The following is a 15,390-nucleotide window of genomic DNA, read 5'->3' as shown; positions in this document are numbered from 1 at the left end:
AAAAAATGAAAAAAAAATATCCAAATCAGATTAAAGCGCTGATAAAGAAATATTTAAATGTTTTATTTTTTGTGATATTTTATTCGAATTTTTCTTTTGCTTCTGGAATTTTACAATCGCACGTAGAAGATAGTCTTTTGATGGTTGAGTATAATCGGGAAGGGATTAATGCGGGCAAATTAGGCGATTTTGAGATGGCAAAGGCATATTTTATAAAAGTATTGAATAATAGAGAAAAAAAATATGGTATTAATTCATTTCGATTAGCAGCTATTTTGAATAATATTGGAATTCAGAATAAAAACATGGGAGAGTATGATCTGGCTATTGAAAACTATTTGCGTGCAGAAAGATTATATATTAAGGAATATGGAGAGAATTACCCCCGCTTAGGATATTTGTACAGTAACATAGGGACAATTTACAAATTGAAAGGCGACTTCGTAAAAAATTTCGAATATCAACAAAACTCTTTGAGGATTTTATTGACTAACACTTCTGGTTTTAAAGAGCAGATAGACATTGCGAGATATACAATTTCGGAGGCTATATTTCTTTTGAAGAAATATGATGATGCAATTCTGTCATGTTCTGAAAATATAAAATTAGTTGGCGATAATATCAAATCTTATTATACCAGTTTATTGGCCCGGATTTATGCCGAAAAGGGAGAGGCCGCCCTGGCTGATAAATACTACCGGGAAACTTTTCGCATGTTGACAAAACTTTCGGGCGCCGATAGTTACGACTTAGGCCTCGAGTATGCCAACTATGTGTCTTTTCTGCTGTCGGTCGGCCAGTTTGACCAGGTGATGAAATACAACGAACTCTCGGAAAAAATTGTGGAGAAATTTTTTACCCGAAAGAGTACTCAATACAGCCAGGTGATGCTGAATTACGCGGATTATTATTTTACGCGAACCTCAGAAGCCAGTTTGATGGCCGATTTTAAGCAAAAAAAGCGAGACGATCTGTTAAAAGCGCTGGACTATTACCAAAAAGCAATTATTGCTGCTACCGAATCGTTTTCGAACCCCGATCCCTCGTCCAATCCCGAAATTAAACAGGCCATTTCCGAAATTCAGCTGTTGGAGATTCTTAAGAAAAAATCGGTCTGTTATAATGTTTTGGGCGATCTGAATTTGAATGCTTCACAAAAACAGGAATCTGTCAATAATTACCTGGCAGCTTTTGAGTCGATTTCGATCTCCACCGAGCTGTTACATCAAATACGTACCGGCTACGTGTCGGAAGAGAGCCGCTTGTTTTTGACCGAAAACCAGGAATCGACTTTTATTGAGGCCGTTAATATTTGCTATAAACTGTACAATCAGACCAACGACCTGGCTTTTGCTCTAAAAGGTTTTGAGTTTATGGAGAAAAGCAAATCGGCCAGTTTTCTGGCCGCGGTAAAAGACTCGAGGGCCAAACAGTTTGGAGGCATTCCCGATAGTTTGCTAAACCGGGAAGACATTTTGAAATTAAATATCTCCAATTATAAACAAATGTTGTTTGAAGAGAACCAGCTTCCGACGCCCGATTCCGCCAAGGTCGCCTTGTTTAATTCAAAAATCTTTCAATATTCGGAGCAATACGACCAGTTGGTTCAGCTTTTCGAGGAGTCATTTCCAAATTATTATTCTTTCAAATATAAGAATGATGCGATTGATGTTCATTCGATCAGGAAACGGCTAAAAAACAACGATGCCATTGTGGAGTATTTGATTGAACAACCGAATGGCAAGCCAAATTCGGGCAGGTTGTTCCGGTTTGTGATTACGAAAGACCAGGTGAGTTTTACCAAAACGGCGATCGATTCGGTTTTTGTGAATGATATTGAAAAAGTTTACCAGTTTTTAACAAGTCCGACTTACCTGTACACCGGTTTGGCAGACTATAAGGATTATACCCTGTCGGCTTATGATTTGTATCAGCAGCTATTGTCGGGGGTAAAAGAAGAAATCAAAGGAAAACACCTGATTATTATTCCCGACGATAAGCTGGCTTATATCCCTTTTGATGCGCTGCTGACCTCGTTCCCCGATACATCGGTGATGAATTTCCGGACTTTGCCTTACCTGGTAAGAGATTATTCGGTGAGTTATACCTACTCGACAACCCTCTTGTACGACTATTTCGAAAATCAAAAAAAGGCAAGGAAAGGTTTACTGGCATTTGCGCCAAGCTATGAAAACGACGAGCGGGATTACAACGATCTCTCGGTGTTCAGATCCGGATTGCTTCCGTTACCTGCGGTAGAAAAGGAAGTTTCGTACATTAATAGCTACGTATCGGGCGATATTTTTAAAGATCTTCATGCACAGGAAAGGACTTTTAAGGCATTGGCTGCGGATTACGACATTTTGCACCTGGCCATGCATACTATTTTAAATGACACTTTACCGATGTTTTCGCGGCTTGCATTTGCCAAACCCAATCGTTCGGACGATGAAGATGACGGATGGCTCAATACCAACGAAATCTATATGATGAAACTGAATGCAAGAATGGCTGTTTTAAGCGCCTGTAATACCGGTTCGGGGAAATTGCAGAAAGGGGAGGGGGTGATGAGCCTTGCCCGCGGATTCCTGTATGCCGGTTGCCCGTCTATTGTCATGACTTTATGGGAGGTTGAAGATGAATCAGGCGCCCTGATTATGAAAGATTTTTACAGGATGTTGTCGAAGGGGAAGACGAAAAATGATGCCTTGCGCCTGGCAAAACTCGCTCATATCGAAAATGCCGACCCGTTAAAAGCCCACCCACACTACTGGCTGGGATACGTAGCTGTAGGAAACACGGCGCCTTTGTTTGTAAGTAAAGATTTCTACTTTATCGCCATTATTTTTGGTATTCTGCTGTTGTTATTTGTTGATCAGGTGATCAGGCGGAAGAAATCAAAAAAATGAAGATTTGATTGACGGTAAGATTGTTGACGGGAGAATCTGAAAGCAAACGTTCTAAAAGTCGTTTTCGAGAATTTTTTTGTATTCAATGTCTTGTTTAATGCTCTTTACCAGGTATTCTTTACACTTGTATTTTCGTTTTTTGGCGTATTTCTCGCTTTGAAATCCCATGATCTGGGCAATTTGTTTCAGCGATACTTTATCGAAAAACAGTTGCAGCACTTTCTGGCAGTCTTTCCCGAGGTTCTTGAAATGTTTCTGGTACAACCGGTATTTTTCATTCATATCAACGGTGGCTTCGAAAGCGGTATCATAGATATCTTCGTTGAAATCGTGATTATCCTGAATTTTTTCGCGTTCGTTTTTTCGTTTTTCAAGTTGTTTTAGCCACAAAAACCGGCAAACCGAGTATAGGTATGTTTCAAAAGAACAGTCCAGCACCAGTTCATTTGCTTTCAGTTTACGGTAAATAATAATGATTGCTTCCTGGAAAATGTCGTTTGAGTCATCATCATCGCCACTGTTCTTTTTGATAAAGAAGCTGATTTTATAAAAGAAGTTTTTATAAATATACTGAAGAATCAGGTTGTCGTTCCTTAGAATTCCGTGGAGGAGCTCTTCGTTTGTATAGTTAATCATTTTCACTTCTTTATACTTAAAATTTAAACAGGCGGTATTGCCATAATAAAAATTCTTGCGCTGAAAAACTATCAGTTGTTCTTTATATCAGGAATTTCAGGCTAAATATGTCCATAAAATGTCTAAAATACAAGCGTAATGTTAACTATTTTTACAAGCGCCCCTGTCTGGTATTTAATCGGTTGCCGGGATCACTTTGTTTTGAGACTTTTGTCATGGAAAAGGGGAAGTTTGGGATCAGCAAAAAAATAAAAGGTAGACCCTCTGGCCTACCTTTTCTCACTAAACTAACTAACCTAACTAAACCTAAACTTATGAAAAAAAACGTACTACAAAGATATGTTCTAAAACAGTAAAATAGTTTAAAAATTTGTTAATTGTTGTTAAATTAATGTTTTCTTTTTAATATGTAACCCTACTGAGCTACAAACGTGTAGGTTATCGTTCCCCTTTGAGGTGAAGGAGCCGATTTGTCGGCATTGAAAACAGTGCGTAAAGCGGCCTGTTCGGCATAAACCGGGAGCATAGGGTCCTCAATTCCGGCCTTCGTTCGGATTTCGGCCCGGATAACCTTTCCCGAAGGGGCCACCCAGATGTCGACCGTTATTTTGCCTCCGCCTCGTGCCAGGTATACCGGAATCGGCAACCGGCGATGATAACGGTTCTCCAAATAATAATGAATATTACTCTCGCCCGAGTATACGGTATTACTGATTGATTCGGGATCAACTCCTTCGGTGGTCTCCTCGGGCATGTCAAACTGTTTAATATCCGGAATATCCTTCGACAGCTGGTTGTTTACATCGGATACCAGTTGTTGTGCTGCCGCAATTTCCCGTTGATATTCTTCATCAAAAAACGGGTCTTTTGCCGCTTCGTTTACTGCCCGGTTACTGCGCGTAGTAGTGCTCGTCTGATTTTCTCTTGCCGGCGTATTTTCGTCTTCGGACTTCTCATCTTCCGTTTCCTCCGGTATGTCCTCCTCGTCAACCGCGAATTCGATCACAATGGGTTCTTCTTTGACTTCACCCTTTAAATTAACATCGGCCAGTAAGAAACTACTTAAAAGCAGGATATGAAAGATTAAGGTGCCCATGACCCCGTAAATATGATCCCGGTATAGTTTCTTCAGTTTTTGCATTTGCGGCAAAGTTAAAAACAAAGGGGTTTTATCCCGTTCTTTTCAATCGCTTTTTGCAGCGCTTTATTTATTATTATACGCTTATTTAGGTGCTAAATTGCTTGTTTCGGGATAAAATTTGTTTTACAGGCACAACCAGGAGCCGGAAATTTACATCTGATTATTGAAACCTGTTGTGTGAAATGAGCTGTTGAATTTAAGATCGTGAAGGCAAAAACAGGAAAATTAACTTATAACTTTAGCGAAGATTATTAATTTGGTGTCAGCTTATCCGGATTGAATGAAGAGGGATTTTTTCATATTGATTTACTTGCTCATCGGCCTTATCAACGGTTCTGCAGCGTTTACCATCGGGCCTGATTCGGTTGCTGTTGAAAACCAGGACACAACAGTTTTACGCGACAGCATAAAAGTCAAAACTTACCGGTACAGTTTGCCCCGTATGGTTTATGAACAGTTGCTGGTAGGGAATTCAGATCATAAAGACTTCATCGATCATTTAAATCTGCTGGGACAGTACAGCGGGAAAACCATCGCGTCGATCAATCTTAAGGCGCTCGAGGTATTTGGCCCCACTTTTCAGGATACAACGGCCACCGTGAATACCTGGTTGGGATCGTTTGCCAATAAAATTCATACAAAAACCAATATCAATATTATCCGGAAGAATGTCCTTTTCACGCCGGGAGATACGCTCGACGTTGATAAGGTACTGGATAATGAGCGTATTATTCGGTTGTTGCCGTTCATTAAAGATGTCCGGTTTTCGGTTTCCCCCAATGAGGCCGATACCAGTCAGATCGATTTGACCGTGTTGATCAAGGATGTTTTTTCGTTTGGGGTTGGAAGTCATCTTGAAGGTCCAAAATCGGCCAGTTTGGAAATATATAACCAAAATATATGGGGCGCGGGACATCAGTTTTTGGTTCGCACGGTCGGGCATGTCGACCGCGAACCGTATATCGGTTTTGAGGGATTTTATACCATCAATAATATTAAAGGAAATTTTATAAACCTGAGAACCGGATATTCCAATACCTATAAGCGAAACGGCGTGATATTCGATTTTGAAAAAGAGTTTCTGCTCAGCTCAACCAAGTGGGGAGGAGGTTTGACCTATGGGTATTTCGACAAATCAGATCGGTTATATGACGGGAACCCGATTGTCATCGATGTCCCTTTGAATTACCGGGTATGGGACTGGTGGAGTGGGTATTCCTTTCAACTGAATCAAAATCAAACCGCTAAAAATTTCCAGTTCGTGTTATCCGGTCGGTTCCGAAGGTTAAATTATTTTGAACGGCCGGAACCGGGTGAGGATCTTAACCAGTTTTTTTCTGATTCGAGGTTGTATATGCTTGGCCTGAGCTTTTCAAAACGAAATTACATCAGAGACCACCATATTTATGGTTATGGGATTACCGAGGATATTCCAAAAGGTTTTTTACATGAGTTGGTTATTGGATATGATGATCATGAGTTTCTGGATCGCTGGTATGCCCATTTGTATTTTTCGTCGGGAAACTTTATTCGTTACAGGCCTTCCTATCTGTTCGCATCACTCGGATTTGGCAGTTTTTTCAATGTTCAGCAACAAATCGAACAGGGATTGCTGGAATTTAATCTGAATTATATCAGCCGGATATTCCGGGTGGGGAGTCAGGATGCCCGCCATTTTGCGCGTTTGAAGTATTTGTACGGGATCAATCGTTTTGATCAGGAAAACTTATTTCTGAAAAACGGGTATGGAATACGCGGGCTGTACAGCGACGAAACGGTGGGTAAACAACGTCTGACACTCGACCTGGAGCTGGTTGTGTTTCAGAAAAGAGACCTGCTGAATTTCAATTTTGCTTTTTTCGGATTTACCGATCTTGGAATAATCGGTTCGGCCAATAAGTTTATATTTGATGAAAAATACTACGCGGGTATTGGAGCAGGTGTCCGTTTTCGCAACGAAAGTTTGGTATTCAACACCATCCAGCTTCGCTTTGTATATTACCCCGGCCATCCGGCTGATGCCAGCGCATGGAGTTTTGGCTTGTCTGAGATGGGACGGACTGAATATTACAGTTTTCAAGCCCGTAAGCCGGAACCATTACCCTATCGTTAATTACAGAAAATCAATAAAATACTGGCTTATTTTCGATTTCAGGTGCACCCGGTCAAAGCCGCGCACATTGTGCGGGTGAGTGGGGTAGACGAAAAAATCGACGGGTTTATTTTGCCGGATACATTCATTCAGGAATTTCATGCTGTGTTGCGTAACCACCACATCGTCCTGCATTCCGTGGATCAGCATTAACTTTCCATTTAGTCGATTTACATGGTTGAGCATATTCGAATCCCGGTAGCCTTGCGGGTTTTCCCCGGGTGCGTCCATATAGCGTTCGCCGTACATGATTTCGTACATACTCCAGTCGGTCACCGGACCGCCTGCTACGCCCACTTTAAATACCTCCGGATGGCGTAACATGAGGTTTAGTGTCATAAACCCGCCATAACTCCATCCGTATACGCCAATCCGGTCAGAGTCGACATAAGGAAGGCTTTTCAGGTATTCAACGCCTTTCATTTGGTCGGCAGTTTCGTTTACGCCCAACCGGCGGTGAATGACTTCTTCAAATGCGCCTCCCCGGTTGGCCGAACCCCGGTTATCGACCGTGAAGGCGATATACCCTTTTGAGGCCATGTAATATTGCCACCAGCGGGCATCGTTTAGCCAGCTATTGTTAACTAACTGGGCATGAGGGCCGCCATAAACGTAAAAAATGACCGGGTATTTCAGGCTGGCATCAAAGTTTGGAGGAAGGATTATGCGGCAATATAAGTCGGTGACATCATCAGCTGCCTTTATTGTGAAAAGCTTGTTTTCGCCCAGTTCGTAACCGGCCAGGGTGTTTTTAGCTTCGTGAATGGTGCGGATTGGTTTGCCGTCGGCACTGAGCAAATCGGTTTTTGAGGGTATATCAAAAGCCGACCAGCGATCAATCAAATGTGTTTTCTCGGGTGAAAACAGGGCCTGATGAACGCCGCTTTCCCGATCCAGCTTCTGAATAATTCCGCCTTCGGTGTCAACCCGGTAAAGATGCCGTTCAACCGGGTTTTCTTTGGTTGCCTGAAAATAAACATACTTGTCCTTGTTATCGGCCCCGTAGAATTCGGTCACTTCCCATTCTCCTTTCGTTAACTGCCTGATTTGTTTTCCGCTGGTATCGTGTAAATACAAGTGCGACCAGCCGTCTTTTCGCGACCAGTAATAAAATTGGTTTGGCTTACTTTTTAAAAACTGAATGGGATGCAAGGGCTCTACATAAGTTGAACTGGTTTCTTCGAATAAGGTCTTTACTTTTTCCCCGGTTTCTGCGTCATACTGATTGAGCTGCATGTGGTTTTGTTCCCGGTTTAGTTCGGCCATGTATATGTACTTGTCGTTTGGCCCCCAGCTGATGTTGGTCAGGTAATGTTCGTCGGGTCCGCCGGTGTTGAGGTAGGTGGTACGGCCGGTTTCGGTATGGTAAATACCTACGGTAACCTGGTGGCTTTTCATGCCGGCCATCGGGTATTTTACAGGGCTGTGTTCGGCCTGGCGAGGCATATAATCGACCAGGGGGTAGTCTTTTACCATGCGTTCGTCTTTCCGGTAAAAAGCGAGGTGTTTTCCGGTATTCGACCAAAATGTCCCCTTTTCGATACCAAATTCGCGGCGGTGAACTTCCTGCCCGTTAACAATGCCGGGCGTATCATCAAATGTAATTTGCTTTTCCCCGCTTCCCGTTGTTATAAAAAGGTTTTGTCCCCGGGTAAATGCGAGAGTCAGGTTCGCATCGAAAAGATCGGGATTTTCTGCATGATCAGGAATGATCAGTTGCCGGTGTATTTTCTTGTCAGTTAAGCTGAGTACGGCAATTCGGTTACCGGCAGACAGACGAATGTGATCGTTGTTGATAAACTCAAAGGACGGAAAAGCCTGAAACGAAAATCCGTCAATTTTTGAGACAGCCTTTTGCACCTCGGCCAAGGTTAAAAGCGTCTCCCGGGGGTCTGAGGAAACCGGAATTTGAAAGAGGGTGTCATTGGTAACAAACACATAGTTGTTGTCGTCGCGCCAGCTTAACGATTTTGGAGAATCCGGTTTTAAATAGCTGCTGTTACCGACGATTACATCTTCGATACTTAAAGCTTTTTTTGTTTGCGCAGCGCCGGAAAACACGAGGGTTACCGACCAAAAGAAGAACAATATTTTCGCGATGTTCATGTTTGTTTTTATTTTAAACTGTCAGTGCAGATTTCCCGGGAATAATTATTTCCCGGTTCGGGATAATTTCTAATTTCGTGGAGATATTCCAGTCACCGATACAAAAAACAGTCAGTAATCCCGCGAAAATATAAAAAAGACATGGATGTAATCAGGAGAAGTATCATTTTTTGCTTGCTTTTTATCACAATCCAGGGTTTTCCGCAAGGTTTGCCTGAAGAGTTTTTTTCGATGAGTTTTGAAGAGTTGATGAATTTGAAAGTGACAACCGCAGCAAAATACGAAACCAGCCTGAGTGAAACCCATGCCGTCATCCAGGTGATTTTTGCCAACGAAATCAAAGCTTACGGGATTGAGAACCTGGGCGAGCTTTTAAACCTGATTAAAGGTTTTTATATGACCAACGACCGTAACTATACTTATATTGGGGTACAGGGATTTAGCCGGCCGTCTGATTACAACAACAGGCTTTTGCTTATGGTTGATAATCATGTTATGAATGAAAATGTTTATGGTTCGGCCTTGGTGGACAACGGCTTGGGAATCGACCTTCAGTTTATCGACCGGGTGGAGGTGATTGCCGGTCCCGGCGCCGCTTTATATGGAAACAGCGCCATGATGGCCGTTGTAAACGTGATTACCGTGGCGGAGGCAAAAAACGAAAACAAAGTCCGTCTGAAGATTGGCAGCAACAATACCCTGGGAGCCGGTTTTGTTTCGCGCGGCCAGCAACAGGAATCTTCGTGGTTCGTCAGCGGAAACACTCACCGCTCGTCGGGTGAGGACCTTTTCTTTAATGAACTGCTTGATCAGGGCAACGGCGGACATGCAACCGGTTTGGATGATGAAGAGGTGTATGCCTTGTATACGCAATATAACCGGAAAAATTTTGGGTTAAAACTCTCTGGTTCTCACCGGCTAAAGGGAATTCCGACAGGTCCCTGGGGATACCAGTTGGATCGAAGGTCGGAATCGGTTGACGACCGGGCTTTCGTTGAACTGAACTATCAAAAATCATTTTCAAACCAAACCGTCAGGCTGCTTACATCCTGGGACTACTATCGTTATTGGGGCGGATATGCGTCTCCTGATGTTGCTGAATATGAGGATAAATCGGTCGGTAGTTGGGGGAATGTCCAACTGGAATATCAAATCGATTTTGCTCCCAAAAGCCGGTTAATGGCGGGCGCCGGATGGCACTATTCACCGAAGTCGGACTATATGGAGAAAATGGATGGAGTCAGGCTGTTTTATAAAAACAACCGGTTCCGGAATACCTCGTTGTTTGTTCAGTATGATTACATGCTGAACGAAAAGATGCGGTTTTTGGCTGGCTTACGACTGGATGACTACAGTTATACCAAACTTTCGCTAAGTCCGAGGCTGAGCGCCATTTATGCTCCAAACGAGGATCTGAACATCAAACTGTCATTCAATAAAGCGTTTCGGGCCCCTAATTTTTACGAGATGTTTTACGAATCTGAAGGGGCAAATACATCGAATCCGGATTTAATGCACGAGAATATGTATTACAGCGATCTGGATATCAGGAACAAATTTACCAAGGACCTGCATGGCGGTGTTTCGGTTTTCATGTACCGTATGGATAAACTGATTGATCCGGTTGTTGACGACCGGAACGTGGTGATGTTTGTTAACAAAAGCGACGCTACCGGAACCGGCGGTCAGCTGTATTGCGAAGGAAAACTGTTAAACAACCTGACTATTCATACGTCTTACTCCCATCAGCGATTAACGATTCACGATTCAGGACGGGACGATACAGATGCGTCGAATTTCCCGCTCAATACCCTGAAGGCACATTTTATCTACCGTGTGACAAAAATCGGGACCCTGGGATTTCAAAGCGGCTGGGAAAGCAGTCGTAAATGGGTTGCCGGTGGCAAAACGCCTGCTTATTGGACAAGCAGCCTGAATCTGCGAACAGCCAGGTTTTTCGACCGGGTAAGCTTTAGCTTGAAAATCGACAATCTTTTTGATCAAACTTATTACCACCCCGGTGGCTTTGAACACACCATGGGACAAATTATTCAGCCGCGCAGGAATTACCTGTTAAGCGTTGGGATTAACTTATGAAGCAATCACTTCAAATATTGTTTCTGACCTTAATGTTGCAGGTTTTTGTTCCGGTAGTTTACGGATTGGCCGAAGGTGTGGACGAATATCTTTTAAAGGCCGCTTTTTTTGAACGGTTTACCCGTTTTGCCGATTACGGGCCACCGCAGGTCGAACAGGACCGTTTTTTTGTGATCGCGGTTTTGGGCGAAAATCCTTTCGGCGACCGGTTAGACCGGGTTTATAAAGAACAGCGTATTTTAAACCGGCCAGTGAAGTTGGTTTATACCGATTATCGAGGAAAATACGGCGAGCCTGTTAAATTTGATCGAAGATATCCTCGACCTTTCGAGGCTGGAGAGCGGAACGCTGGCGATGTGTCCTGAAAATGTGAATATTGCTGCCTTTAGCGAGGATATTTATAAAAATTCGCTCATGATGCAAACCCGCTTAAATAAAACTCACTGCAACCTGATTCTGGATCTTCAGACAGAACAGACTGAAACCGGTTTTTTTGACAGCCTGAGGATGAAGCAGGTGGCGCTTAACCTGATCAACAATGCCATTAAATTTACCGACGAGGGATCAATTACCTTCGGGATCAAACGCATGGACGACAGCATGTTGTTTTATGTCAGGGATACCGGTATTGGCATTGGCGAGAGATTCCGGAATCAGGTATTTGAACGGTTTCACAAAACCAGCGACTCGAACGAGAAATTATATAAGGGAACCGGTTTGGGACTGGCCATATCCAAAAGCCTGGTCGAACTGTCGGGTGGCGAAATCTGGTTCGAATCAGAACCTGGTAAAGGAACTACCTTCTTTTTTACCGTACCCCCAAAGAAACCCGTTTAATTCAGCAAGCTTAAGATTTCTTCTTTACTGATTGTTTTAAACGGATTGTTTGTGTGGATGAATTTTTCGGCCAGCGATGTTTTTCGTTCCTGTAACTGCTGAATTTTCTCTTCGATACTGTCTTCGGTAATAAACCGGTAAACCATCACCTTTTTATCCTGCCCGATACGGTGGGCGCGGTTAATGGCCTGCAGCTCGGCCGCCGGGTTCCACCACGGATCGATGATGAACACATAGTCGGCCGCCGTGAGGTTGAGTCCAACACCGCCGGCTTTCAGCGAAATCAGGAAAATACGGTTGTCTGGGTCCTCCTGAAAATCTTTGATCACCTGTTCGCGCTTGACGGTTTGCCCGGTGAGCAGCGAATATTTCCAGTTTTTCGACTCAATTTGTTCTTTTACCAGTTCGAGGTGTTTTACAAACGACGAGAAAATGAGCACCTTGTGGTTTTCGGCGATTAAGCTTTCCAGACTTCTGAAAATCTCGTCGAACTTACCCGATTCGCTTTCGTCTGAATCTTGCAACATCGAAGGATGATTGGCCAATTGCCGGAGTTTGGTCAATCCCTGTAACACCACGAAGGCCGACTTCTCCACGCCTTCTTTTTCAATATTTTCGAGGATACTGTTTCGGATGGCCGACTTTTCGGTTTCGTAAATGCGTTTCTGGTCGCCGGTCATCTGGCAATAACGGATTTGTTCGGTCAGCGGCGGCAGGTCGCGGGCCACTTGTTCCTTGGTGCGCCGTAAAATAAACGGTCGGATCAGGCTTTGCAGTTTTTCCTGTTTTTCAGGGTCATTCTTTTTCTCAATGGGTGTAATAAATTCCCGTTTAAAATAAGCCAGGTTTCCTAAAAGCCCTTTGTTAATGAAATTGATTTGCGACCACAGGTCCGACAACGAGTTTTCGATAGGCGTTCCGGTGAGTACCATCCGGTGTTTTGCTTTCAACTGGCTGACCGTTTGATAGGTTTTCGACGACGGGTTTTTAATGTTTTGGCTTTCGTCGAGTATGAGGTAAAAAAAATCATGTGTCCGGAGCATCTCAAAATCGTTGCGCACAGTGCCGTAAGTGGTCAGGATGATGTCGTAATCATGCAGCAACCGGTTAAAATCGGCCATTTTGTTTCGTTGGAATCCAACGTGCCGGTATACCCGCAGCGAAGGGGTGAACTTTTTGATTTCATTTTCCCAGTTGTGGACCAGCGATGTGGGCATCACAATCAGGCTGGCCGGCTGATTGTTTTCCGCGGCCTGCTCTTCGGCAAGGGCAAACAGCGAGATTTGTCCGTGAGACTGTTGCGAAGGCCGGATTGGGCTCACCTTCTTCAGGCGTTTTAGTTTCAGCAATAAGGTAAGCGCTTGCAGCGTTTTCCCGAGTCCCATGTCGTCAGCCAGGCAGCCGCCGAATTGTTGTTCGTACAACTGGTACATCCACGAAAAGCCTTCGTGTTGGTAGGAGCGAAGGCTTGCCTGGATGTTTTCGGGCACCGGAACCGGCTTTCCGCCTTTGTTCCCGATTTCCTGCAAGCGTTGGAAAAAGCCCTTGTCGATGCCTTTAAGCCTGCTTTGGATCAGTTGAAAATGATATTTTTTTAACCGGAAGCTTTGTCCTTCGGTTCGTGCAAAAGGCAGTAAATCCTTGTAGTCGCTGAACCATTCTTTAGGCAACACGGCAATTTCGCCATTCGGAAGTTCAAACTCACGGATGTCGTTCAGGATGTATTTTTTCAGTTTAATAAACGGGAACTGGTATTCGCCAAAACGAACGTTGGCGTAAATATCAAACCAGTCGTCGATTGTTTTTAGTTGAATTTGCAGGTCCTGGATGTCGGTTGAATACCGTTTTTCGTAATTGTTTTGCTGTAACTGAAAGCCGGCTTGCTTTAATTTTTCCTGGTTCCGGTTTAGCCAGTTCACCAGTTCATACAGCCGGTCCTGCATGGATAACAGGTCAATTCCTATAGGCGCGTACGCCCCGTTATTTTCAAACAGGCCAAAATCGATTAAGCGTTGCAGCAAACGGGCTTCCCAGTCGCGGTCGCGCTTCATCCGGCTAAACCGGTAGCTTCCTTCGCTTTTTTTCAGGCTCACAACCACTTCGGTCTGGCTGTTCGACAGGTATTCATATTCGCCGTATCTGAATTTGGGTAAGACGACGGCCTCCATCCGCAGGTTCGGTTCGAGCGAAAGAATGGCCTGCTTTTCACTTGCACTTTCGGTTATGGTGAAACCGCTCGCTTTTACCTCGTGTTCTTTGATCGTGTTCAGGACAAAACTCTTGTAATACTTATCTTCCATTTGTGCCGGAACGAAAATCGCTTCTTTCTCAAAAAACGGAAGCAGCTTTTTCCCGCTGATTTTTTCGAAGACGAACAAGGTATTCTGCCACACCAATGAGCAGGGCTCGTGGGTAACCATCACCACGTTTTTGTGCAGCAGGTTCAACGTCTGCCCTTCGTGGACCAGTTGCAGGCTGTAACGTGTAACCTGTTCGGTACGGTCGAAACAGAAAATGCTTTCGGTAAAGGTTTGCGGCAGCCTGATCAGGTCTTCGTCGTACAGGTTGGCATATTTGGCTTGTTTAAAAAACAGGCGGGTGTTTCCCTGCATCAGCATGCGGATAATCCGGTTCAGGTACTTGTCGATATACGGACTGATGTGGTTTTCGAATAAATCCGGATCGATTTTCTGAAAAAAATTGACCGATTCTTTCTTTTTCGAAAATTTCTGCACCAGTTTTTCATCGCTGTATTGCTCGGTAAGTTTCACCAGGGCAGCCTGTTCGGCGTTTAGTTCCAGGCTTTCAATGTCGCGCTGTTTCACCAGTTTGTTGATGGTGTAAAACGAAACCTTCTTCTCAATCAGGAAAGCCTGAAAAAGATGTCCAAACGTACGATGTTCTGTTAACCCGATAATCAGCTCTTGTGCCATATTCAACTCAACTAAAAATCAGCGCCTTTTAATTGCAGATCTTTTGTCTGCCCAAAACTCCAAATATACATAAAAACGCCTACCGCTTATGTGCGCTGGAAAGATTTTTCAGGAATCGGGTTTTATCAATGAATTTCGCTTCCGGTTTGGACCGCCAACCCGCAAAATTAGCTCGATGAAAGAATCGCCGCCCCGGTACCGTCTGATGCCTATCAGTGCCTGGAAATCACGAGCCTGTTGAAACATTAACGATCACCGGTTACGGATTGCCAACAGCCCGGGAGCCCGGAGCAGGAAGACGGGAGATTGAAAACTACCGCCATCGTTGATCAAATACGCACCATCAATAATCAAATACGCAATGTCGGCGATGATTTTCCGAAAGATGACGAAGCTATTCGCGAGGCAAAGCAAGAGAGAACGGAGCCGGGATACGGAAGGACGGAGACCGGAGCAGAAAACCGGGGAATCACCGTATTCCGTCGCCGTTTTACTTTGGTACTTTGGCCCTCAGGTGCTTTTTTAACGCGGAGGTCGCAGTGAAGCGCAAAGTTTCGCGGAGGGCAAAACTCAGTCCGG

The 15,390-nt window shown here is 44.0% G+C and carries 9 protein-coding genes; 5 read left to right on the top strand and 4 right to left on the bottom strand.

Annotated features, from left to right (window positions below):
* Positions 1-140 precede the first annotated feature (140 nt).
* A complete protein-coding gene (locus AC6H3C_RS17170) occupies positions 141-2,909 on the top strand; it encodes a CHAT domain-containing protein (RefSeq protein WP_497516646.1) in 2,769 nt (922 codons plus the stop codon).
* A gap of 51 nt (positions 2,910-2,960) precedes the next feature.
* On the opposite strand, the gene AC6H3C_RS17165 is transcribed toward AC6H3C_RS17170, so the two are convergent.
* Positions 2,961-3,545, bottom strand: a complete 585-nt coding sequence (locus AC6H3C_RS17165; protein WP_497516645.1) for an RNA polymerase sigma factor — start codon at positions 3,543-3,545, stop codon at positions 2,961-2,963.
* A 415-nt stretch (positions 3,546-3,960) separates the two neighbouring features.
* Positions 3,961-4,686, bottom strand: coding sequence for an energy transducer TonB family protein (locus AC6H3C_RS17160; RefSeq protein WP_497516644.1), 726 nt, complete (start codon positions 4,684-4,686; stop codon positions 3,961-3,963).
* A 280-nt stretch (positions 4,687-4,966) separates the two neighbouring features.
* On the opposite strand from AC6H3C_RS17160, the gene AC6H3C_RS17155 reads away from it, so the two are divergent.
* Positions 4,967-6,799, top strand: a complete 1,833-nt coding sequence (locus tag AC6H3C_RS17155) for a BamA/TamA family outer membrane protein (protein WP_497516643.1) — start codon at positions 4,967-4,969, stop codon at positions 6,797-6,799.
* Here AC6H3C_RS17155 and AC6H3C_RS17150 read toward each other — a convergent pair whose 3' ends face one another.
* Positions 6,800-8,944, bottom strand: a complete 2,145-nt coding sequence (locus tag AC6H3C_RS17150) for a S9 family peptidase (protein ID WP_497516642.1) — start codon at positions 8,942-8,944, stop codon at positions 6,800-6,802.
* A gap of 141 nt (positions 8,945-9,085) precedes the next feature.
* On the opposite strand from AC6H3C_RS17150, the gene AC6H3C_RS17145 reads away from it, so the two are divergent.
* From AC6H3C_RS17145 to AC6H3C_RS17135, 3 genes are read left to right on the top strand one after another with little or no spacing between them, the layout of a single operon-like run.
* Positions 9,086-11,041, top strand: coding sequence for a TonB-dependent receptor plug domain-containing protein (locus AC6H3C_RS17145; protein WP_497516641.1), 1,956 nt, complete (start codon positions 9,086-9,088; stop codon positions 11,039-11,041).
* Positions 11,038-11,406, top strand: coding sequence for a YfiR family protein (locus AC6H3C_RS17140; RefSeq protein ID WP_497516640.1), 369 nt, complete (start codon positions 11,038-11,040; stop codon positions 11,404-11,406). Before AC6H3C_RS17145 ends, AC6H3C_RS17140 begins: the two co-directional genes overlap by 4 nt.
* Positions 11,345-11,878, top strand: a complete 534-nt coding sequence (locus AC6H3C_RS17135) for a sensor histidine kinase (protein WP_497516638.1) — start codon at positions 11,345-11,347, stop codon at positions 11,876-11,878. Before AC6H3C_RS17140 ends, AC6H3C_RS17135 begins: the two co-directional genes overlap by 62 nt.
* Here AC6H3C_RS17135 and AC6H3C_RS17130 read toward each other — a convergent pair.
* On the bottom strand, positions 11,875-14,811 hold the full coding sequence (locus tag AC6H3C_RS17130; RefSeq protein WP_497516637.1) for a DEAD/DEAH box helicase: 2,937 nt from the start codon (positions 14,809-14,811) through the stop codon (positions 11,875-11,877). The two genes, AC6H3C_RS17135 and AC6H3C_RS17130, sit on opposite strands and share 4 nt — an antisense overlap.
* Between the last annotated feature and the right edge of the window lie 579 nt (positions 14,812-15,390).

It is taken from the genome of Gaoshiqia sp. US2 (assembly GCF_059705485.1).
Note: the sequence above shows the minus strand (reverse complement) of the source record. Positions and strands in the feature narration are given on the sequence as shown.